The sequence below is a fragment of the Nocardia sp. NPDC003269 genome, assembly GCF_042888005.1.
Taxonomy (GTDB): domain Bacteria; phylum Actinomycetota; class Actinomycetes; order Mycobacteriales; family Mycobacteriaceae; genus Nocardia.
On sequence record NZ_JBIAPA010000001.1, the window covers coordinates 1,748,312 to 1,767,480 of the forward strand.

20 protein-coding genes are annotated in these 19,169 nt (G+C 70.1%); 16 read left to right on the forward strand and 4 right to left on the reverse strand.

The features are described from left to right. Positions 1-15: 15 nt before the first annotated feature. The 4 genes from ACFYWJ_RS08090 to ACFYWJ_RS08105 all read left to right on the forward strand — a co-directional run bounded on the left by ACFYWJ_RS08090 (position 16) and on the right by ACFYWJ_RS08105 (position 2,630). Positions 16-1,200 (forward strand): inorganic phosphate transporter, encoded by a 1,185-nt coding sequence (locus tag ACFYWJ_RS08090; RefSeq protein ID WP_355274225.1) that lies wholly within the window; start codon positions 16-18, stop codon positions 1,198-1,200. A 10-nt stretch (positions 1,201-1,210) separates the two neighbouring features. Continuing rightward, positions 1,211-1,492 (forward strand): hypothetical protein, encoded by a 282-nt coding sequence (locus tag ACFYWJ_RS08095; protein ID WP_355274223.1) that lies wholly within the window; start codon positions 1,211-1,213, stop codon positions 1,490-1,492. A gap of 11 nt (positions 1,493-1,503) precedes the next feature. Beyond that, a complete protein-coding gene (locus tag ACFYWJ_RS08100) occupies positions 1,504-1,860 on the forward strand; it encodes a DUF3349 domain-containing protein (protein ID WP_355274220.1) in 357 nt (118 codons plus the stop codon). Between the two features lie 185 nt (positions 1,861-2,045). Then, positions 2,046-2,630, forward strand: a complete 585-nt coding sequence (locus ACFYWJ_RS08105; protein ID WP_355274217.1) for a TetR/AcrR family transcriptional regulator — start codon at positions 2,046-2,048, stop codon at positions 2,628-2,630. Between the two features lie 75 nt (positions 2,631-2,705). Here the strand turns inward: ACFYWJ_RS08105 and ACFYWJ_RS08110 are convergent, their stop codons facing one another. Then, entirely contained in the window at positions 2,706-3,722 is a 1,017-nt protein-coding gene (locus ACFYWJ_RS08110) for an alpha/beta hydrolase family protein (protein WP_355274214.1), read from the reverse strand. A 245-nt stretch (positions 3,723-3,967) separates the two neighbouring features. Here ACFYWJ_RS08110 and ACFYWJ_RS08115 point away from each other — a divergent pair, with 245 nt between their 5' ends. The 4 genes from ACFYWJ_RS08115 to ACFYWJ_RS08130 all read left to right on the forward strand — a co-directional run bounded on the left by ACFYWJ_RS08115 (position 3,968) and on the right by ACFYWJ_RS08130 (position 7,542). Further along, positions 3,968-4,762: an ABC transporter ATP-binding protein gene (locus ACFYWJ_RS08115; RefSeq protein WP_355274212.1), complete on the forward strand. Its 795-nt coding sequence runs from the start codon at positions 3,968-3,970 to the stop codon at positions 4,760-4,762. Next, positions 4,759-5,610, forward strand: a complete 852-nt coding sequence (locus tag ACFYWJ_RS08120) for an ABC transporter permease (RefSeq protein ID WP_387161166.1) — start codon at positions 4,759-4,761, stop codon at positions 5,608-5,610. Before ACFYWJ_RS08115 ends, ACFYWJ_RS08120 begins: the two co-directional genes overlap by 4 nt. Next, positions 5,607-6,410 (forward strand): ABC transporter permease subunit, encoded by an 804-nt coding sequence (locus ACFYWJ_RS08125; RefSeq protein WP_355274209.1) that lies wholly within the window; start codon positions 5,607-5,609, stop codon positions 6,408-6,410. The genes ACFYWJ_RS08120 and ACFYWJ_RS08125 overlap by 4 nt, the downstream gene beginning before the upstream one ends. A gap of 67 nt (positions 6,411-6,477) precedes the next feature. Further along, a complete protein-coding gene (locus ACFYWJ_RS08130) occupies positions 6,478-7,542 on the forward strand; it encodes an ABC transporter substrate-binding protein (protein WP_355274206.1) in 1,065 nt (354 codons plus the stop codon). Positions 7,543-7,544: 2 nt separating this feature from the next. Here ACFYWJ_RS08130 and ACFYWJ_RS08135 read toward each other — a convergent pair whose 3' ends face one another. Together ACFYWJ_RS08135 and ACFYWJ_RS08140 are read right to left on the reverse strand one after the other, a co-directional pair. Beyond that, positions 7,545-8,561, reverse strand: coding sequence for an XdhC family protein (locus ACFYWJ_RS08135; protein ID WP_355274203.1), 1,017 nt, complete (start codon positions 8,559-8,561; stop codon positions 7,545-7,547). Positions 8,562-8,576: 15 nt separating this feature from the next. Continuing rightward, on the reverse strand, positions 8,577-9,173 hold the full coding sequence (locus ACFYWJ_RS08140; RefSeq protein ID WP_355274200.1) for an NTP transferase domain-containing protein: 597 nt from the start codon (positions 9,171-9,173) through the stop codon (positions 8,577-8,579). Between the two features lie 126 nt (positions 9,174-9,299). Here ACFYWJ_RS08140 and uraD point away from each other — a divergent pair, with 126 nt between their 5' ends. The 5 genes from uraD to ACFYWJ_RS08165 all read left to right on the forward strand — a co-directional run bounded on the left by uraD (position 9,300) and on the right by ACFYWJ_RS08165 (position 13,413). Beyond that, complete coding sequence (uraD, locus tag ACFYWJ_RS08145; RefSeq protein WP_355274197.1) at positions 9,300-9,794, forward strand: 2-oxo-4-hydroxy-4-carboxy-5-ureidoimidazoline decarboxylase; 495 nt, start codon at positions 9,300-9,302, stop codon at positions 9,792-9,794. Next, positions 9,791-10,108, forward strand: coding sequence for a hydroxyisourate hydrolase (uraH, locus tag ACFYWJ_RS08150; protein WP_355274195.1), 318 nt, complete (start codon positions 9,791-9,793; stop codon positions 10,106-10,108). Before uraD ends, uraH begins: the two co-directional genes overlap by 4 nt. Positions 10,109-10,116: 8 nt before the next feature. Continuing rightward, on the forward strand, positions 10,117-11,022 hold the full coding sequence (pucL, locus tag ACFYWJ_RS08155; RefSeq protein ID WP_355274192.1) for a factor-independent urate hydroxylase: 906 nt from the start codon (positions 10,117-10,119) through the stop codon (positions 11,020-11,022). Beyond that, positions 11,010-12,380, forward strand: a complete 1,371-nt coding sequence (locus ACFYWJ_RS08160) for an 8-oxoguanine deaminase (protein WP_355274189.1) — start codon at positions 11,010-11,012, stop codon at positions 12,378-12,380. Before pucL ends, ACFYWJ_RS08160 begins: the two co-directional genes overlap by 13 nt. Before the next feature lie 211 nt (positions 12,381-12,591). Further along, the gene (locus ACFYWJ_RS08165; RefSeq protein WP_355274187.1) at positions 12,592-13,413 is read left to right on the forward strand and encodes an FAD binding domain-containing protein; all 822 of its coding nucleotides are present in this window, start codon (positions 12,592-12,594) and stop codon (positions 13,411-13,413) included. 2 nt (positions 13,414-13,415) lie between these two features. Here ACFYWJ_RS08165 and ACFYWJ_RS08170 read toward each other — a convergent pair whose 3' ends face one another. Further along, a complete protein-coding gene (locus ACFYWJ_RS08170; protein ID WP_355274184.1) occupies positions 13,416-13,814 on the reverse strand; it encodes a helix-turn-helix domain-containing protein in 399 nt (132 codons plus the stop codon). Between the two features lie 103 nt (positions 13,815-13,917). Between ACFYWJ_RS08170 and ACFYWJ_RS08175 the strand changes: the two genes are divergently transcribed. From ACFYWJ_RS08175 to ACFYWJ_RS08185, 3 genes are read left to right on the forward strand one after another with little or no spacing between them, the layout of a single operon-like run. Next, positions 13,918-14,865 carry an NADP-dependent oxidoreductase gene (locus ACFYWJ_RS08175; protein ID WP_355274181.1) on the forward strand — a complete coding sequence of 316 codons (948 nt, stop codon included), beginning with the start codon at positions 13,918-13,920 and terminating at the stop codon, positions 14,863-14,865. Next, positions 14,862-17,834 carry a molybdopterin cofactor-binding domain-containing protein gene (locus tag ACFYWJ_RS08180; RefSeq protein ID WP_355274178.1) on the forward strand — a complete coding sequence of 991 codons (2,973 nt, stop codon included), beginning with the start codon at positions 14,862-14,864 and terminating at the stop codon, positions 17,832-17,834. The genes ACFYWJ_RS08175 and ACFYWJ_RS08180 overlap by 4 nt, the downstream gene beginning before the upstream one ends. Then, positions 17,831-19,063: a DUF6986 family protein gene (locus ACFYWJ_RS08185; RefSeq protein ID WP_355274175.1), complete on the forward strand. Its 1,233-nt coding sequence runs from the start codon at positions 17,831-17,833 to the stop codon at positions 19,061-19,063. Before ACFYWJ_RS08180 ends, ACFYWJ_RS08185 begins: the two co-directional genes overlap by 4 nt. Positions 19,064-19,169: the final 106 nt, after the last annotated feature.

Genomic DNA, 19,169 nt, shown 5'->3' on the forward strand with positions numbered 1-19,169 from the left:
CGACACACTGTTCGGGTGAGCGCCGAACTAATGGTCCTGTTGATCGTCATCGTCACAGCTCTCGCATTCGACTTCACCAACGGATTCCACGACACGGCCAATGCCATGGCGACCTCGATCGCCACCGGGGCGCTGAAGCCGCGCGTGGCGGTGGCGCTCTCCGGCGTGCTGAATCTGATCGGCGCCTTCCTGTCGGTATCGGTGGCGGCGACTGTGGCCAAGGGCATCGTGCAGCTGAACGACGTGGGCGGGCAGGACCTGCTCGTCATCGTCTTCGCCGGCCTGGTCGGCGGCATCCTGTGGAACCTGCTGACCTGGCTGCTCGGGCTGCCGTCGAGTTCCTCGCACGCGCTGTTCGGCGGCCTGATCGGCTCCACGATCGCCGCGCTCGGCTGGAACGGCGTGATCTGGGCGTCGGGCTCGGAGGGCGTGCTGATCAAGATCGTGGTGCCCGCGATCCTGGCCCCGGTGATCGCCGCGCTGGTCGCGGCCATCGCCACCTTCCTGGTGTACCGGATCACCCGTGGCGTCGACGAGGACAAGGCGAACGAGGGCTTCCGCTGGGGCCAGATCGGGTCGGCGTCGCTGGTCTCGCTGGCCCACGGCACCAACGACGCGCAGAAGACGATGGGCATCATCTTCCTGGCGCTGGTGGCCTACGGCACGCTCGACAAGGACGACCACATGCCGCTGTGGGTGATGGCGGCCTGCGCGGTGGCGATCGCCCTCGGCACCTACCTCGGCGGCTGGCGGATCATCCGGACCCTGGGCAAGGGCCTGGTCGAGATCGAGTCGCCGCAGGGAATGGCCGCCGAGTCCACCTCGGCGGCGATCATCCTCACCTCGGCGCACTTCGGCCTGCCGCTGTCGACCACGCAGACCGCGACCGGCTCGATCCTCGGCACCGGCATCGGCAAGGGCGCCGAGGTGCGCTGGCGGGTGATGGGCCGGATGGCCGTCGCCTGGCTGCTTACGCTGCCGATGGCGGGCATCGTCGGCGCGATCTGCTGGGCCATCGCGCACCTCATCGGTGGCCTGCCCGGCGTCCTGGTGGTGTTCGCGATCCTGATCGGCGGTGCGCTCGGCATCTATCTGCGGTCGCGCCGCGATCCGGTCGGCACCCACAATGTCAACGAGTGGCCCGAGGGTGTGCCGCCCGCGGCGACGCCGTCGTCGGTCGAACAGCACCACGCCGGGTAAAGGAGCGATCGTGCAATCCGTGATCACGAATCTGAGTTCACTGTGGGAAGTGGTGCTGGCCGCGCTGGTCTTCGGCGCCGGCGTGCCCGCGGTCTTCGCCTTCGCCGTGCGGTGGTGGGCCCAGGCGGAGACGGTCGACGCCGACGGTCGCGTCCGCCGCAACTACCCGGCGCTGGCCGGTGCGCTGATCTGCGTGGTCGTCATCGTCATGGTGGTGATCACCGGAATCCTGTTCACCGCGAAGGCCTTCATCGCCCATCAGTTCGGCATCCATCTGTTCGGTCAAGCATGAGCGAGGACGCGATGACAGATCCGACTCCAACGCCTGCCGTCCGGCGCAACCTGCTCTCGCGGGTGCTCGGCTGGCTGCGCGCCGGATATCCGCAGGGCATCCCGCAATCGGACTATGTCGCGCTGTTCGCGGTCCTGCACCGGCACCTCACCGACTACGAGGTGGTCGTGATCGGCGAGAAGCTGATCGAGGCCAATCCGAACCGGGAATCGATCAGCGAGGCCGAGATCGCGGCGGCGATCGCCGATTTCGCCAAGCAGCAGCCCGCGCCGGACGACGTCTCGCGCGTGGCTTCGCATCTGGCCGCCGGTGGCTGGCCGTTGGCCGAACCGCTGGACGAGGGTGAACCGGCGCCGGAACAGGACTGAGTTACCGGCGCGACAATTCCGCTGTGCCAGCGGAATTCGTGGCAGTACCAATTTCCGATTCGCCCGGATGCCCGCCGGGTGCGCGCTAGCATGCACGGGTGGTTCGGCGTGTGGATGAAACCGATAGTGGTCGTAGTTACGGTGGATTGTCGCGCCAGCAGCGAGTAGCCATGCGGCGAAACCGGTTGACCGATGCCGCACTGGAACTATTCGGTACCCAGGGTTATTCGTCGACCTCGATCGAGCGCCTGTGCGCGACGGCGAATGTGTCGACCCGCAGTTTCTACGAGGACATCGGCAGTCGCGAGGCGCTGCTGATCGCCCTGGTCGACCGGCTCAACACCGCCGCGCTGCACCGGGTCGACGAGGCGCTGGAACGCACCAGCGAGCAGCCGCTGGTGGTGCGCGTGGTGGAGAGCTTCCGGGCTTTTCTCGCCGTGACCTGCCGGGATCGTCGCGCGGCCAGAGTGTTCTACGTCGAGGTGGTCGGGGTGAGCCCGGCGGTGGAGGAGTGGCGGCGCGCGCAGCGGCGATCGGTCTCCGGCCTGCTCACCAGGGAGGCCCAGCGGGCCGCCGCGCGCGGGGAAGCGGAATCGCGCAGTGTGCACCTGTTCACGCTCGCGCTGATCGGCGCGGTGAATTCTCTGGCGCAGGAGATGGTGCACGCCACCGTTCCCGGTGACGCGATCTCGGTCGACGAGATCTGCGACGAGATCGCCTATTTCATCCGGTCCGGGCTGTCGGTCCGGCCTTCGGCACTGCCGACCTGAGCATCCCGGACGACCTGAGCCGACGAAAAAGGGAGGCGTCCGATCGGACGCCTCCCTTTTCGGTTCTGCGGAGAATCAGATGCCCATGCCCTGGGCCAGCATCGGCCACGACTCGTGCAGCGCCTGCTCCCAGTACGGCCAGTAGTGGGTGCCGACCGGGTTGAACATGTAGGTGGCCGGGATGCCCAGCGAGTCCAGCTTGGTCTTCAGGTTCTGCGTGCACGCGTTGGTCGCGGCTTCGATCGCGACGCCGAGACCGAGGTTGACCACGCCCATCGGGCCGTTGCCCTCGGTGTAGTAGCGCACGTCCTCCATCACCGGCAGACCGCTACCGCTGGAGATGTAGAGGTTGGTGCCGCGCAGCTTCTCGGCGTTGAGGACCGGGTCGTTGGCGACCCAGGCCGGGTCGTTGTCCGGGCCGTACATGTTCTCGGTGTCGCCACCCGCCCAGGTCTCCACGGAGAACTTGACGAACTGCCTGCCCATCGGGTCGGCGATCTGCGCGCAGCCGGAGTAGGCGGCGACGGACTTGAACAGGCCCGGCTTGGCCTCGGCCAGCTGCAGCACCGAGGTGCCGGAGGTGGACAGGCCGGCCAGCGAGTTGAGGCCGGTCGAGTTGAGGGTGCTGTCGAGCAGCGGCGGCAGCTCCTGGGTGAAGAAGGTGTTCCACTTGTTCAGGCCGAGGCGGGCGTCTTCCTTCTGCCAGTCGGCGTAGTAGCTGCCGCGGCCGCCGACCGGCTGGATGACATTGACCTGCTTGTCGGCCAGGAAGCCGAGCGCGTTGGTCTGCGCGGCCCAGCTGGCCGTGCCCTCACCGGCGTCGAGGCCGTTGAGCAGGTAGAGGTTGGGGGCGGGCTTGGACTCGTCGACCGGACGCTGCACGTCGACGGTGATGTCCTTCTTCATGGCCGCCGAGTACACCTTCAGGTGCCAGGTGCGCCCGTCCTTGACGATCGACGACACGGCAGAGGGCTTCTCGGGTTCGGCCGAGGCGGCGCCGCCGCCCGCGATCACGGCCACCGACAGCGCGGCGGTCAGAGCTACGGCGGTGGTGCGCAAGGCGGCCACGGTACGTACAGCAGAGAGCTTCATCGAACAGTCGGTTCCAGTCCACGGGCCGTGTCGGCTCCGTCATCGCAGTGCTTCCCCCCTTGGCCGAACGATGCGCGCTCGACGGCTGCGGGGCTGTCAGATCCTCCGACACTCTATGTCCTCCGGCGGGACAGAATCGTTACTGGTTCACAATTCGCCGTGACCTCGAGCACGGTTAACGACCGCGCAATACTGCCCGCGAATCGGAAATACCGCCGCAACCAGCCGCTCTTATGGTGACGGCCATGGGTAAGGAAATCCCCGGCGGCGCGTCGGCCGGGATCGAGATCAGCGGGTTGAGCAAGTCGTTCCGGGTGGGTCGCGATACCGTGCGCGCGCTGGACTCGGTCGATCTGCGGACCGCGAACGGCGCATTCCTCTCCCTGCTCGGCCCGTCGGGATGCGGCAAATCGACCGTTTTGCGAATTCTGGCCGGTTTGGACGAACCCACCGCGGGCACCGCCACGATCAACGGGCTGACGCCGGAGCGACTGCGCGGCGGCCATCAGCTCGGGATCGCGTTCCAGGATTCCGCGCTGCTGCCCTGGCGCAGCGTCGAGTCGAACATCCGGCTGCCGCTGCAGGTCGCCGGGCTGCCCGCCGAACCGGAGCGGATCGCCGAGCTGATCGCGCTGGTCGGCCTGGAGGGTTTCGAGAAGGCCAAGCCCGCGCAGTTGTCCGGCGGTATGCGCCAACGGGTTTCGATCGCCCGCGCACTGGTGGTGCAGCCGTCGGTGCTGCTGCTCGACGAACCGTTCGGCGCCCTCGACGACATGACCAGGCAGCGGCTGAACCTGGAACTGCTGCGCATCTGGACCGAGAAGCCCGCGACCACGCTGATGGTCACCCACGGCATCGGGGAAGCGGTGTTCCTCTCCGACGTGGTCGCGGTGATGAGCCCGCGTCCCGGACGGGTGCTGGAGCTGGTCGAGATCGATCTGCCGCGCCCGCGCACGCCCGAAATGATGCGGACGCCGGAATTCCACAAGCTCTGCGATTACCTCTCCGAGCTGCTGTTCGGCCGCGGTGGTGTCGCATGAGTGAGGCACTCGCGGGGTCGGAGCCGCTGGTCGAGGCCACGGGCGGGCAGCCGCCGGTGAGCGCGATTCGTGCGCGGCTCGGAGGGGGATTCCGTGGTCATCGGATGGCGGGTGCGTTGGGCGTCGCCGCCCTGATCGCGCTGTGGTGGGTGCTGGCGGCCGCGGGCGTGGCCGGTGGCACGGTGCCGACGCCCTGGCGGGTGCTGTCGACCATGTGGTCGGACGGCTGGGGCCTGTACGGGCCGAACTTCCGGGTGACGGCGGCGGGCGCGCTCCAGGGCTTCCTGTGGGGCAACGCCCTCGCGATCGGGCTCGCCGCGCTGATCATGCTGATCCCGCGAATCGAGCCGCTGGCCACCCAGTTGGCCATCCTGAGTTACTGCACGCCACTGGTGGCGCTGGGCCCGATCATCCTGGTGGTCTTCGGCGGTCGCACCCCGACGGTGTTCCTGGCCGCCATGTACTGCTTCTTCACCACCATGGTCGGCGCGGTCACCGGCCTGCGCTCGGCCGACCCGGCGAGCCTGGATCTGGTGCGCGCCTACGGCGGCGGTCGCTGGCAGCGGCTGTACCGGGTGCAGGCGATCGCGGCGTTGCCGAATACGTTCGCCGCCTTGAAGATCGCCGCGCCGTCGGCCGTGCTCGGCGCGATCATCGGCGAATACCTGGGCGGTGTCGACAGCGGGATCGGCGTCGCGCTGACGGCCGCGCAGACCGCCTACAACGTGCCGCGCACCTGGGGCATGGCACTGGCCGCTGCCGCGCTGGCCGGGCTGGGCTATCTGCTCGTCGCGGTGGCCGCGCGACTGATCACGCCGTGGACGGCGAGTACGGAGGAGCGGCGATGACGACCACCGTGCTGCGCCGGATCGGCCGCTTCCTGCTGCCGCTGGCGACCTCGCTGATCCTGCTGCTGGTCATCTGGTCGCTGTTCCTGCGGGCGTTCCCGCAGATCGGGCCGCGGGTCGGCAAGACGCCGTCGGACATCTGGCGCTACCTGGTGACCGCGCCGGGCGCCGCAACGGCCCGCCAGGCGATCCTCGACGACCTCGCGATCACCCTGCGCGACGCCGCGATCGGCTTCACCGTCGGCATGCTCGGCGCCCTGGGGGTGGCCGCGCTGTTCGTGCTGTATTCGGCTGTGCGGCAGACGTTCATGCCGGTAGCGATGCTGCTGCGCTCGGTGCCGCTGGTGGCGCTGAGCCCGATCGTGGTGCTGGTCTTCGGCCGCGGCACGGTGGGCGTCGCGGTGCTGGCCGCGATCGTGGTGTTCTTCCCGGCGCTGGTGATGATCATGACCGGGCTGAGCCAAGCGCCGAGGCAGGCCATGGAATTGGTGACCGCCTACGGCGGCTCGCGGTGGACCCGGCTGCGGATGGTCGCCGTTCCCGCCGCGCTGCCCTCGGTGTTCGCCGCGGCCCGGGTCTCGGTGCCGGGCGCGCTGATCGGCGCATTGCTCGGTGAATGGCTCGGCAGCGGAACGGGTTTGGGCGCCAGCCTGGTGCGCGCCATTCCGATGTTCCAGTACAACCGGCTGTGGGCCTCGATCGTGGTGGTGACGGTGGTGTCGGTGCTGCTCTACGCGATCGTCGGCGTCGTCGAGAATCTGGTGCTCGCGCGGTTCGGCCCGAGCGCCGGGCGGGCCTGATCGGGAAGGAATAGCGGCGGAACGCAGACGCAAAGAGAACGAAACGCACCGAAACTACATTCGGCGCATGAACAGTATCGACCGTCGTTCCTTTCTCCGCTATTCCGCGCTGACCGGGGCCGCGCTCGGCGGGGCCGGACTGCTGGCCGCGTGCGGAAGCAGTTCGGGGAGTTCGTCGAACGGTTCGAGTGACGACGGCTCGAAATACGGCAAGGTCGCGGTGCAGTTGTCGTGGCTGAAGAACATCGAATTCGCGGGTGAGTATTTCGCGGATTCGAAGGGATATTTCAAGGATGCGGGATTCGGTGCGGTAGACCTCATCGCGGGTGGCGCGGCGAGTACCTCGGTGGAGGCCGGACTCGACACCGGGAAGGTGTGGATCGGGCTGTCCGCGCCGCAGACCACCGCGCCCGCGATCCTGGAGGGACTGCCCGCGAAGATCGTCGGCGCGACCTATCAGAAGAATCCGTTCGCGATCGTCAGCGCGGCGGGCAAGCCGATCAAGTCACCCGCGGACATGAAGGGCCGCAAGATCGGCGTGCAGGACACCAACCAGCTGATCTTCAGCGCCCTGCTGGCCGCCAACGGCATCAAGCCGGGCGAGGTGACGGTGGTGCCCGCGCAGTTCGACCCGACACCGCTGGCCAACGGCGAGGTCGACGGCTGGGTCAGCTACGTGACCAACGAACCGATCACCCTGGCCGCCAAGGGCTTCGCCAACGACCACTTCCTGTTCGCCGATTTCGGCCTGCCGCTGGTCGCCGAGACGCTGACGGTCACCCAGGACACCATCGACAACGAGCGCGACAAGCTGAAGGCGTTCCTGATCGCCGAGATCAAGGGCTGGCGCGACGCGGTCGCCGATCCCGCCGAGTCGGCCCGGCTGGCCGTCGAGGTCTACGGCAAGGACCAGAAGCTCGAGCTGGGCGAGCAGACCAAGGAGGCCATCGCGCAGAACGACCTGGTCGTCTCGGCCTCGACCAAGACCGACGGTCTGCTGTCGATGACCGACGCGCTGATCGAGCAGAACATCGCCGCGCTGCGCACGGCGAAGATCGACATCAAGGCCGAGCAGCTGTTCGACCTGTCGATCCTGCGCGAGGTCTACGCGGAGAACCCCGGGTTGAAGTAGTCCTAGATCGCCAGGCCGACCGCCGCCGACCCGTAGTCGCGGCGGGCGGCCAGGCGCAGGCCCGCGCGCGAGGCGAGGAAGTCGGCGGTGACGAAGACGGCGGTCTCGGCCGGCGTGCGCGGGCCCGATTCGAGGCCGGCCGGCACGTGCAGGCGGGCCAGGGTGGGCTCGTCGAAGCCGCCTGCGCGCAGGTCGTCGAGGCGACGGGCCTGGTCGGCGGGCGAGCCGAGCGCGGCGAGGTAGCCCAGCTCGGGTAGTCGTAAGGCGACGGTGAGCAGCGGGATCTCGAAGCGGGGCTCGTTGGCCAGCACCACGATGCCGGTGCTGCTGTCGATCTCGCCCGCGGCCGAGAGGGTGTTCAGGTAGCGGTGCGGCCAGTCAACGACGACCTCGGCGCCGGGGAACGACGCGGGATCGGCGAACTCGGGACGCGAATCGCAGATGCTGACCCGGTAGCCGATCATCCTGGCCTGGGCGGCCAGGGTGGCGGCGTAGGCGTTGGCGCCGAAGATGATCAGGCGCGGCGGCGGGCAGTAGGAGGCGACGAACAGGTCCGACTCGGGCAGGGCGACCAGCTCGGTGGCGTGTTTGCGATCGGTGACCAGATGCTGACCGATGACATCGGGATCCTGGTTCCACACCACGGTGAACACGGTGACCCGGCGATGGGCCTGGATATCGGCGGCGATAGCGGGGAATTCCGGGAAATCGCGGCAGGAGAACGGCTCGATGAAGATATCGACCAGTTCGCCGTCGTCGGATCCTGATTCCATTCCGGTGATCAGGCTGTAGCGACGTAGTTGCCGGATGCCGGTCTGCGCGGCTTCCAGTGCCGCCTCGTAGACCGTCTCTTCCAGGCGCCCGGAAGCAATGGATCCGAAGACTCCGCCATTGGGGGTGACGAGCATTCCCGACCCGATCGGCAGCGCGTTCGTGCCGATGGTACGGACCACGGTGGCGAGGCCGCCGGTACGGCCCGAATGCCACACTCGCAGAAGGTCATCGACGATATCGCGCATATCCCAAAACTCCGATCACCGTGCGCCGACTACCGGGAAATCGCGATCGTTCCCTGTCGCCAAGTCGTCGCACGTGACGCACACCATATCCTGACTGGCGCCCAAATAGGAACCAGCTCCCACATCGCCTACGGCTTCCGCCGAAATGGCGTCCCAGTGCTTGTTCTCGATCACAGCGGGATGGCCAGGTGTGTCGGAGAACACACCACGAGCCAGTCCGCTCTCGCTCGCGCGGGCCGCGGCGAGTACCCGCGCGACCACATCGGCTCCGATATCGGGGGTGTCGACGGGAAGGAACGCCACATACCGGGTGCCCGCCTCGGCGGCCGCGCGCAGGCCCGCGCGCACGGTCGCGGAGAGGCCGGTGGCCCAGTCCGCGACCCACCGCCACTCGGTCTCCGGCGGCAGGTGCACGGCGGCCGGATCGGGCCCGGTGGCGCCGAGCAGAACGATCACCGGATCGCAGCCGCCGTCGCGCAGGGCGGTGATCGCCGCGCGCAGCCAGGCGCCGTCTTCGGCGAGTGCCTTGGGTTTGCCGTAGCGGGTGCCCGCGCCCGCCGCGAGGACGACACCCGTGCACGCCGACGGCACGGGAGGGTCGATCGGGGGCATGACGGTGAAGGTAATTGCGCAATGTTGCCGCTCGATTACAGCAGGGGAGCGCAAGGACGACGACACGCCGACGTGACCGACCGCACATCGGTGGCCCGCGGTCGGTGATGGGGAGATGCTGGATCGATGACGAGCGAATCGATCGGCCTGGCGGAGTTCAACGCGCTCTCCGCCGCGGCCGCCGAAGCGGCCTTGCTCGCCTGTTGCTCCGCACCGGGCTGGGCGCGGGCGATCGCCGCCGCGCGGCCCTATACCAGCACGGACGCGCTGCTCACGGCGGCCGACGCCGCCTCGGCCGCGCTCGACGACGCCGAGCTCGACGCGGCGCTGGCCGGTCACCCGCGGATCGGGGATCGCCCGACCTCGGCGGCCTCGGCCCGCGAGCAGGCGGGCGTCGCGGGCGCCGACGTCAAGGCCGCGCTGGCCGCGGGCAACCGCGACTACGAGGCCAAGTTCGGCCATCTCTATCTGGTCTGCGCGGCAGGGCGCGACGGCGCGGAGTTGCTCGCCGTCCTGCGGGCACGGCTGGACAACGATCCGTCGACCGAGAGGCAGGTCATGCGCACCGAACTGGGAAAGATCAATCGGCTTCGGCTCGCCCGACTGGTGGCGTCGTCGTGACCGGGCTGAGCACGCACGTGCTCGACGCCGTGCGCGGGGTGCCCGCGGCGGGCGTCGCCGTGTGGCTGACCCGCGGCGAGCAGCGTCTCACCGAGGCGCTGACCGATGCCGACGGCCGGGTGAAAGAGCTTGCCGCCGGGTTGAATCCGGGCGACTACCGCCTGTTCTTCGATACCGGCAGCTATTTCGCGGCGCAGGGAGTCGAGACCTTCTATCCCGAGGTCTGCGTCGCGTTCACGGTGGGTGAGCAGCCGCATCTGCATGTGCCGCTGCTGTTGTCGCCGTTCGCCTATTCCACCTACCGAGGGAGCTGAGCAACCAGATGCCACTGAGTGGTCCGATCGAGCTGGCCGACAATCGCTACGGCAAGGCCGAGAACCGGGTGGTGCGCTTCCACAAGGAGAACGCGCGCCACGAGATCCGCGATGTGAACGTCTCGACCACGCTCCGTGGTGATTTCGCGGCGGCCTACACCGAGGGTGACCAGCGTCACGTCCTGCCCACCGACACCCAGAAGAACATGGCCTTCGTCTTCGCGAAGCGGCCGGGACTCGACACCGTCGAGGACTACGCGATCGCGCTGGCGAAGCATTTCACCGACACCGTGGAGCCCGTGTCGAGCGCGCGGATCGATGTGGAGTCCTATGGGTGGCAGCGGGTATCGATCGACGGGAAGGAACACGATCACACCTGGGTGCGGCAGGGGCCGGAGGTGCGCACCGCCGCGGTGACGGTGGCGGGCAAGGGCGCCGACCAGCGCACCTGGGTGATCGGCGGGATCAAGGACCTGGTGGTGCTCAAGTCCACCGGGTCGGAGTTCGCGGACTTCCTCACCGACGAGTACACGACCCTGGCCCCCACCCACGACCGGGTGCTGGCCACCTCGCTGATCGTGCAGTGGCGCTTCGCCGAGACCAGCGGATTCGACTGGGACGAGACCTACGACGGCATCCGGGCCACGCTGCTCGAACTGTTCGCGACGACCTACTCCAAGGCGCTCCAGCAGACCCTGCACGCGATGGGAACCGCGGCGCTGGAACGGTTCCCGGTGCTCGCCGAGATCCGGTTGTCGGCGCCGAACAAGCACCACTTCGACTACGACCTCGCCCGCTTCGGGGTCGAGAACAACGGCGAGGTGTTCTGGGCGGCGGACCGCCCCTACGGCTCCATCCACGCGACCCTGCGGCGCGCGGACGCACCCGAGGCGGGGATCGCATGGCAGCCGTGAGCGCGCCCGATCTGCTGATCGCCGGGTGCGCGGTGGTGACCGTCGACGCGGCGGGCACCGAATACCGCGACGGCTGGGTCACGGTGCGGGGCAACCGGATCGACGCGGTCGGCGCGGGCGCGCCGCCGGAGCTCGGGCCCGAGGTGACCCGCATCGACGGGCGCGGTTGCGTGCTGACGCCGGGGCTGGTCAACACCCACCACCACCTGTACCAGTGGATCACCCGGGGGCTGGCCGCCGACAACACCCTGTTCGAATGGCTGACCACGCTGTATCCGGTGTGGTCGCGGATCGACGAGAAGTCGGTGCGGGTGGCCGCCACCGGCGCGCTGGTTTCGCTGGCGCGCAGCGGCTGCACCACCTCGTCGGATCACCACTACGTCTTCCCGCGCGGCGGCGGTGACCTGCTCGCCGCCGAGATCGGCGCGGCCTCGGCGGTCGGGCTGCGGTTCCAACCGGCGCGCGGGTCGATGGACTTGGGCCAGAGCAAGGGCGGGCTGCCGCCCGACGACGTGGTCGAATCGATCGACGACATCCTCGCGGCGAGCGGCGCGGCGATCGAGCGGTGGCACGACCCGTCCGCCGACGCGATGGTGCGGATCGCGCTCGCGCCGTGCTCGCCGTTCTCGGTGACCGCCGACCTGATGCGGGAATCCGCGGCGCTGGCCAGGTCGGCGGGGGTGCGGCTGCACACCCACCTGGCCGAGACCATCGACGAGCAGGACTTCTGCCAGTCGACCTTCGGGTGCACCCCGGCGCAGTACATGGAACAGCTGGGCTGGCTCGGCGACGACGTCTGGTACGCCCACGCCGTGCACCTCGACGATCCGGCGATCGCCGCGATGGCGCGCACCGGGACCGGCGTCGCGCACTGCCCGACCTCCAACGGCAGGCTCGGCGCCGGCATCGCGCGGACCGCGGATCTGGTGGCCGCCGGCGTGCCGGTCGGTCTCGGTGTGGACGGCGCGGCCAGCAACGAGTCGAGCTCGATGATCGAGGAGCCGCGCAACGCGCTGCTGTACGCGCGGGCCGTCGGCGGGCCGCGGGCGATGACCGTGCGCGCCGCGCTGGAACTGGCGACCATGGGCGGGGCACGGGTGCTCGGCCGGGCCGCGGAGATCGGCTCGATCGAGCCGGGCAAGCTGGCCGATCTGGCGCTGTGGCGGCTGGACACGCCCGCGCACGCGGGGATCGAGGATCCGGTCGTCGCGCTGGTCCTCGGGTCGGCGCCGCCGCTGGCCGCGCTGCTGGTGAACGGGCGCGAAGTGGTGCGCGACGGGGTGGTCACCACGGTGGACGAGGCGGCGGTCGGTGCCGATGTCGCCGAGGCGCAGTCGACGCTGCTGGCTGGTGCGTGAGCGCGAGGGGGCGGGCCGATGATCTTGTTACTCCGGCGGTCGGTGCGCTGAACAGCGATGACGCCGAATTCGGGGCACACTGGATGGCGTACCCCGGGTTAACCGCGTCGCAATCCGGCGCGGGTTTCGCGCAACATCGTGGCAACTCCCGGCCCCTACTGTGGCCGGTGAGGTAAGCGAGGTGAACGTGGATCTGGACACTGTTCGAGAGGTGGTTCTCGCCCGTGACCGCGCCGACCTGGCACAGGTCGGCGCCGGTAGCGCGGTGCTGGCGGGCGGCACATTCCTGTTCTCCGAACCGCACGATCGGCTCGATCGGCTCGTCGATATCACCACGCTCGGCTGGGCGCCGCTGCTGGAGCGCTGCGACGGGCTCGAGATCGCCGCGACCTGCACGCTGGCCGAGTTCGCCGGGGCGCATCCCGGCCGGGAACTGGGGTCGGACGTGCTGCGACCGGGGTGGCCGGGGACGGCGCTGTTCGCGCAGTCCTGCCGGGCGCTGCTCGCCTCGCACAAGATCTGGCGCACCGCGACCGTCGGCGGGAACGTCTGCCTGTCGCTACCCGCCGGTGCGGTCCTCGGCGCGCTGGTGGCGCTGGACGCGACCGCCGTCATCTGGCCGCGCGGCGGTGGTGAGCGGCGGATTCCGCTGCGCGACTTCGTGACCGGGCCCGGGGAGAACATCCTCGCCGCCGGAGCTGTCGTGCGGTCCTTCCTGGTGCCGACCGCGAGTCTGCTGGCGCGCACCAGCTTCCGCAAGATCGCGCTGGCCCCGCTCGGGCGCTCCGGCGCGGTGGTGATGGGCAGGCGCGAGGCCGACGGGCGGTGCGCGATCACCGTCACCGCGTCGACGGTGCGGCCGGTGGTGCTCGACTTCGACACGGTCCCCACCGAATTCGATCTCGCGGTCGCGCTGACCGAGCTGGAACCGGAGGTGTGGTTCGACGATCCACACGGCGCGCCGGACTGGCGCGCGCACGTCACCGGACTGCTGGCCGCCGAGGTGGCCGCCGAGCTCAGGGGGACGGCGTGACCTCAGGACCGCGCGTCGTAGGCGGAGCGGGCGAGCAGCACCTGATCCATGTGCTGCTCGGCCCAGCCCTTGATCGTCCGCATGACCGGCAGCAGTTCCAGGCCGAGCGGGGTCAGCCGGTAGTCCACCCGGACCGGCACCTCGGGCAGCACGGTGCGGGTCAGCAGGCCGTCGCGTTCGAGATTGCGCAGGGTCTGGGTGAGCATCTTCTGGCTCACCCCGGCCAGTCGCTGGTTGATCTCGCTGTAGCGCAGCGGGCCGTCGGCCAGCGCGTTGATCGCCAGGCTGACCCACTTGTCGCCGATCCGGTCCAGCAGCTGCCGGGCCGGGCACGCGGCCACGTAGGCGTTGTAGGCCGCGCCCGCCTCGGCGCGGCGTTCGGCGGCGGTGCGTGTGGTCATCGCTCTCCCTCGCGTGCGGTACGCACTTCGCGGTGCGTACTTCCCGATAGAGAGTAGCTCTCCCTAGGTTCGACAAGTACCTACGGAAGAGAGAGACAGCATCATGCGCGCAGTGGTCGTCCACAGTTTCGGCGGACCGGAAGCACTCGAAATCGTCGACGTTCCCGTCCCCGTACCGGGACCGGGGCAGGTCCGCATCCGGGTCGCGGCGGCGGCGGTGAATCCCGTGGACGCGGTGACCAGGACGGGAGCCCTGGTCGAGGCCGGGCTGATGGCGCCGCGCGCGGTGACCGGGATCGGCTGGGACGTGGCGGGCGAGATCGACGCGGTCGGCGCCGGGGTGGCCGGGTTCGCCGCCGGTCAGCGGGTGATCGGGCTGCGGGATCTGCTCGACCGGTCGCTGGGCAGCTATGCCGACTATCTGGTGCTCGACGCGTCGGCCGTGGCGCCCGCGCCCGCCGGACGGTCCGCGATCGAGGCGGCCACCCTGCCGCTGAACGGGCTCACCGCGTTCCAGGCGCTGGACCTGCTCGACCTCGCCGAGGGCGAGACCCTGCTGGTGACCGGCGCGGCCGGTGCGGTCGGCGGGTTCGCGGTGGAGATCGCCGCGCGGTGGCGTGGGGTGCGGGTGGTCGCGCAGGTGGGCGACGCCGACGCCGATCTCGTCCGGGCGCTGGGCGCCGAATGGGTGGTGTCGCGCGAGGTCACCGATCTGGCCGAGGCCGTGCGCGCGCTGGTGCCCGGCGGGGTCGACGCCGTGCTGGACACCGCGGGCCTGAGCACCAGGGCGCTGGCCGCCGTGCGCAATCGCGGCTCCTTCGTCACCGTCGTCGGTGGCGCCGACCCGATCCCGTTGCGCGGCATCCGCGTTCACCACACCTGGATCAGCGCCGACGGTGCCGCCCTGGCGACCATCGCCGCCTACGATCTCACGCTGCGCGTGGCCGACACGCTGCCGCTGGAACACGCGGCGCGCGCCCACACCCGGCTCGCCGAGGGCGGCCTGCGCGGCCGGCTCGTGCTGACCACGGCACCAGGAGGTGGTTCATGAGACTGGAGATCGACGGACGCGCGGTCGAGGCGACCGCGCGCCCCGGGCAATGCCTGCGCACCCTGCTGCGCGAACAGGGCGAACTCGCGGTCAAGAAGGGGTGCGACTCCGGCGATTGCGGCGCCTGCTCGGTCCTGCTCGACGGCGCGGCCGTGCATTCCTGTCTGATCCCGGCCCACCGCGCCGACGGCCGCAGCGTCATCACCGCCGCCGGTTTGGCCGACGACGACGGACCGAACGCGGTGCAGCGCAACTTCGTCGAGCACGCCGGGTTCCAGTGTGGTTTCTGCACTGCGGGAATGGTGGTGACGGCGACGGGTCTGGCGGCCGGTCGGACCGGCGATGGCGACTCCGCGGCACCGGCCGACCACTCCGCCGTCATCGATGCCGAACGGGCCGAGTTGCTCAAGGGAAACCTGTGCCGCTGCACGGGATACCGCGCCATCGGCGACGCGCTGACTGGATCCTGTGCAGCATTGTGCACAACTACGTCCACCCCCGAACCCCGCAGGTCGGCGGTGGACGCTCCGGCTCGTGGCGATCAGGGTGTTGGCTCGGCGCTCGCGGCGTCCGCCGGGCGGTCGGGGCTGGGGGAGGCCGAGGTCACCGTCGTGCCGGCGGCGGAGGGACCGGAGGTCAGCAGTTCCGCAGTGGGGGCGGTCGAGGCGGCAATGCGGGGTAGGCACGGTCCGGGGCAGATGGGCGACGGCGTGCGGGCACCGGCGGGCACGCGGATCGTGCGCGGTGCCGAGGCGTTCACGCTGGATGTGGTGCCAGGGGCGGGTGAGCGGATGCCGCCTGTCGCGCCGTGGCACCTGGCGGTGCTGGCCAGTCCGCATCCGCACGCGCGCATCGTGTCCATCGATTCTGCTGCGGCAGAGGCTGTGCCGGGTGTCCGGCTGGTGCTGACCCATGCGGACGCGCCGTCCACCGCCTTCTCGACGGCCCGGCACGAACTGCGGGAGGACGATCCCGACGACACCTTCGTCCTCGATCGCACGGTGCGGTTCGCGGGCCAGCGGGTGGCCGCGGTGGTAGGGGAGACGCTCGATGCCGCACGTGCCGGAGTGCGTGCGTTGCGCGTCGAATACGAGCTGCTACCAGCTGTTTTCGAGCCCGAATCCGCACTCGCCGCGGACGCGCCGAAGCTCCACGCCGACAAACCGGAGTCGGCGCGGATCGCCGACCCGCAGCGCAACCTCGTGGCCGAGATCCACGGTGGAGTCGGAGATTTCGAGGCGGGGATCGAGCGGGCCGCGAAAGTGGTCAGCGGGGTGTGGCATTCGCCGCGCGTGCAGCACGTGCATCTGGAGACACACGGCGGGATCGGCTGGCTGGACGACGCGGGCAGGCTGGTCATCCGGACGAGCACCCAGGTCCCGTTCCTGGTGCGCGACGAACTGTGCCATGTGTTCGGGCTGGAGCGGGACAAGGTGCGGGTGTTCGCGGCCAGGGTCGGCGGCGGATTCGGGGCCAAGCAGGAGATGCTGGCCGAGGACCTGATCGCGCTGGCGGTGCTGCGAAGCGGGCATCCCGTGCAGTACGAGTTCACCAGAACCGACGAATTCACCTCCGCCACCTGCCGTCATCCGATGCGGGTCGCGGTCACCGCGGCCGCCGACGCGGCGGGCCTGCTGACCGCGCTCGCGGTCGACGTGCTCACCGACGCGGGCGCCTACGGCAATCACAGCGCGGGCGTGATGTTCCACGCCGTCGGCGAATCCGTGGCGGTGTACCGCTGCCCGAACAAGCGGGTTGACGCACAGGCGGTGTACACCAACAACATTCCCTCCGGCGCGTTCCGCGGCTACGGGCTCGGCCAGGTGATCTTCGGCGTGGAGTCGGCCATCGACGAACTCGCCCGCGAACTCGGCATCGACCCGTTCGAATTCCGTCGCCGCAATGTGGTCGTGCCCGGTGACCGGTTCACCGGCGCCGAGGTCGACGAGGGCGACCTGACCTTCGGCAGCTACGGCCTCGACCAGTGCCTCGACACCGCCCAGCGGGCCCTGCGCCGGGGCAACGGCGTCGCCGCGCCGGCGCCGGAGTGGCGGATCGGCGAGGGCATGGCGGTGGCGATGATCGCCACCGTGCCACCGCGCGGTCACCACGCCGACGCCACCGCGCGCCTGCTGGCCGACGGGACCTACGAGATCGGCGTCGGCACCGCCGAATTCGGCAACGGCACCACCACGGTGCACGCGCAGCTGGCCGCGACCGCGCTGGCCACCACCGCCGACCGGATCCGGATCCGGCAGTCCGACACCGATGTCGTCGGGCACGACACCGGCGCGTTCGGGTCCACCGGCACGATGGTCGCGGGCAAGGCCGCCTACGCGGCCGCCCTGGAGCTGCGCGCGATGCTGCTGGCCAGGGCCGCGAAGGTCAGTGGGCATCCGGAACGCGACTGTGTGCTGGAGGCGGGCGGGGTGCGGTGCGGGACCGACCTGATGACCGCCGAACAGCTGCTCCCCGACGGCGAGCTGGTCGCGCACGGCACACACGCGGGGACGCCACGCTCGGTGAGTTTCAATGTGCACGCGTTCCGGGTGGCGGTCCGGCCGAGCACCGGTGAGGTGCGGATTCTGCAATCGATCCAGGTGGCGGACGCGGGCACGGTGGTCAACCCGGTGCAGTTGCGCGGCCAGGTGGAGGGTGGTGTCGCCCAGGCGCTGGGCACCGCGCTCTACGAGGACATGCGCACCGACGCGGGCGTGGTGACCACCCGGACGCTGCGGCACTATCACATTCCGCAGTTCGCCGATCTGCCCCGCACCGAGGTGTATTTCGCCGAAACCAGTGACGAGTTGGGCCCGCTGGGTGCCAAATCGATGAGTGAGTCCCCCTACAACCCGGTCGCGCCCGCCCTGGCGAACGCGATCCGCGACGCCGTCGGCGCCCGACCGGACCGATTACCGATGACCGCCGACCGCGTGTGGCGGATCATCGCGGAAGGAGCCGCCGGGTGAACTCCCAGCTACCCGAACATATCCGTGCCCGCATCGACGCCACCCTCGACGCCGTCGACGCAGGTCTGCGGACGCGCTACCCGGGCGCGGGCGACCGGATCCAGCCGGTGCACACCGCCTACGTCGGCGCCGACCGCACCACCGCCGACACCCCGGCCGAGTGGGGCGCTGCCGCGCTCGAACTGCTGCACCGGCACGCCGATTTCCTCGTCGGCCTCGATGTCACCGACGCGCTGTCGGCGGTGCGCCGCAGGCTGACCGAGCAGCCGGTGCAGGACCTGCGGATCGACTTCGAGGACGGCTACGGCTTCCGCGCCGACGCGGAGGAGGACGCGGCCGCCACCGCCGCGGGCAAGGCGCTGGCGAGCTGGGCCGGTCAGCCCGGCGCTCCCACCTCGTTCGGTGTCCGGACCAAGGGCCTCGCCGCCAACGAACGCAGGCGGGCCCTGCGCACCCTCGAACTCGTGCTCGACGCGGCGGGTGGGGTGGCGCCCGGGTTCGTGTTCACCGTCCCGAAGATCAGGGCGGCCGAACAGGTCTCGGCGATCGTCGACCTGTGCGCCGGGATCGAGGCGGTGCACGGGCTGCCCGAGCGGACGTTGCGCTTCGAACTCCAGATCGAGAGCCCACAGGCGATCATCGCGCCCGACGGCAGCGCGCCGATCTCCCGGATGATCACCCTCGCCGACGGACGGTGCAGCGCCCTGCATTTCGGCACCTACGACTACACCGCCGCCTGCGGCATCGCCGCCACCGATCAGGCCCTCGATCATCCGGCGGCCGACCACGCCAAGGCCGTGATGCAGGTCGCGGCCGCCCAGACTGGGGTGTGGATCTGCGACGGGTCCACCCAGATCGTGCCGGACGCCGACCCCGAAGGCGCCTTCCGCAATCACCACCGCCTGGTCGAGCGGGCCCTGCGGCGCGGTTACTACCAGGGCTGGGACATGCATCCCGGACACCTGGTCACCCGGTGGCTGGCAACCTACGACTTCTTCCGCACCGCCACCGACGTCGCCGTCCCGCGCTTGCAGGCCTACCTGGACCGGCGCTCCGGCGGGGTGATCGACGAGCCGGCCACCGCCGAAGCGCTCGCCACCACCGTGCTGCGCGGCCTGCGCTGCGGCGCCGTCACCGCCGACGAACTCGCCACGCGGGCCGCCGAACTCACCGTCCCGGTGCTCGAGGCGCTGGCCGCGCGTACCTACTCGGCACCGGACGCGCGATGACACACCGGGGAGTGCCTGGGCATCGGCAGGCCAACGCCATGCGGCTCGGTCGATGTCGCGACCGGATGGCCGCGGCGCGACGCTGATTCGAGCGCGGCGATACGCA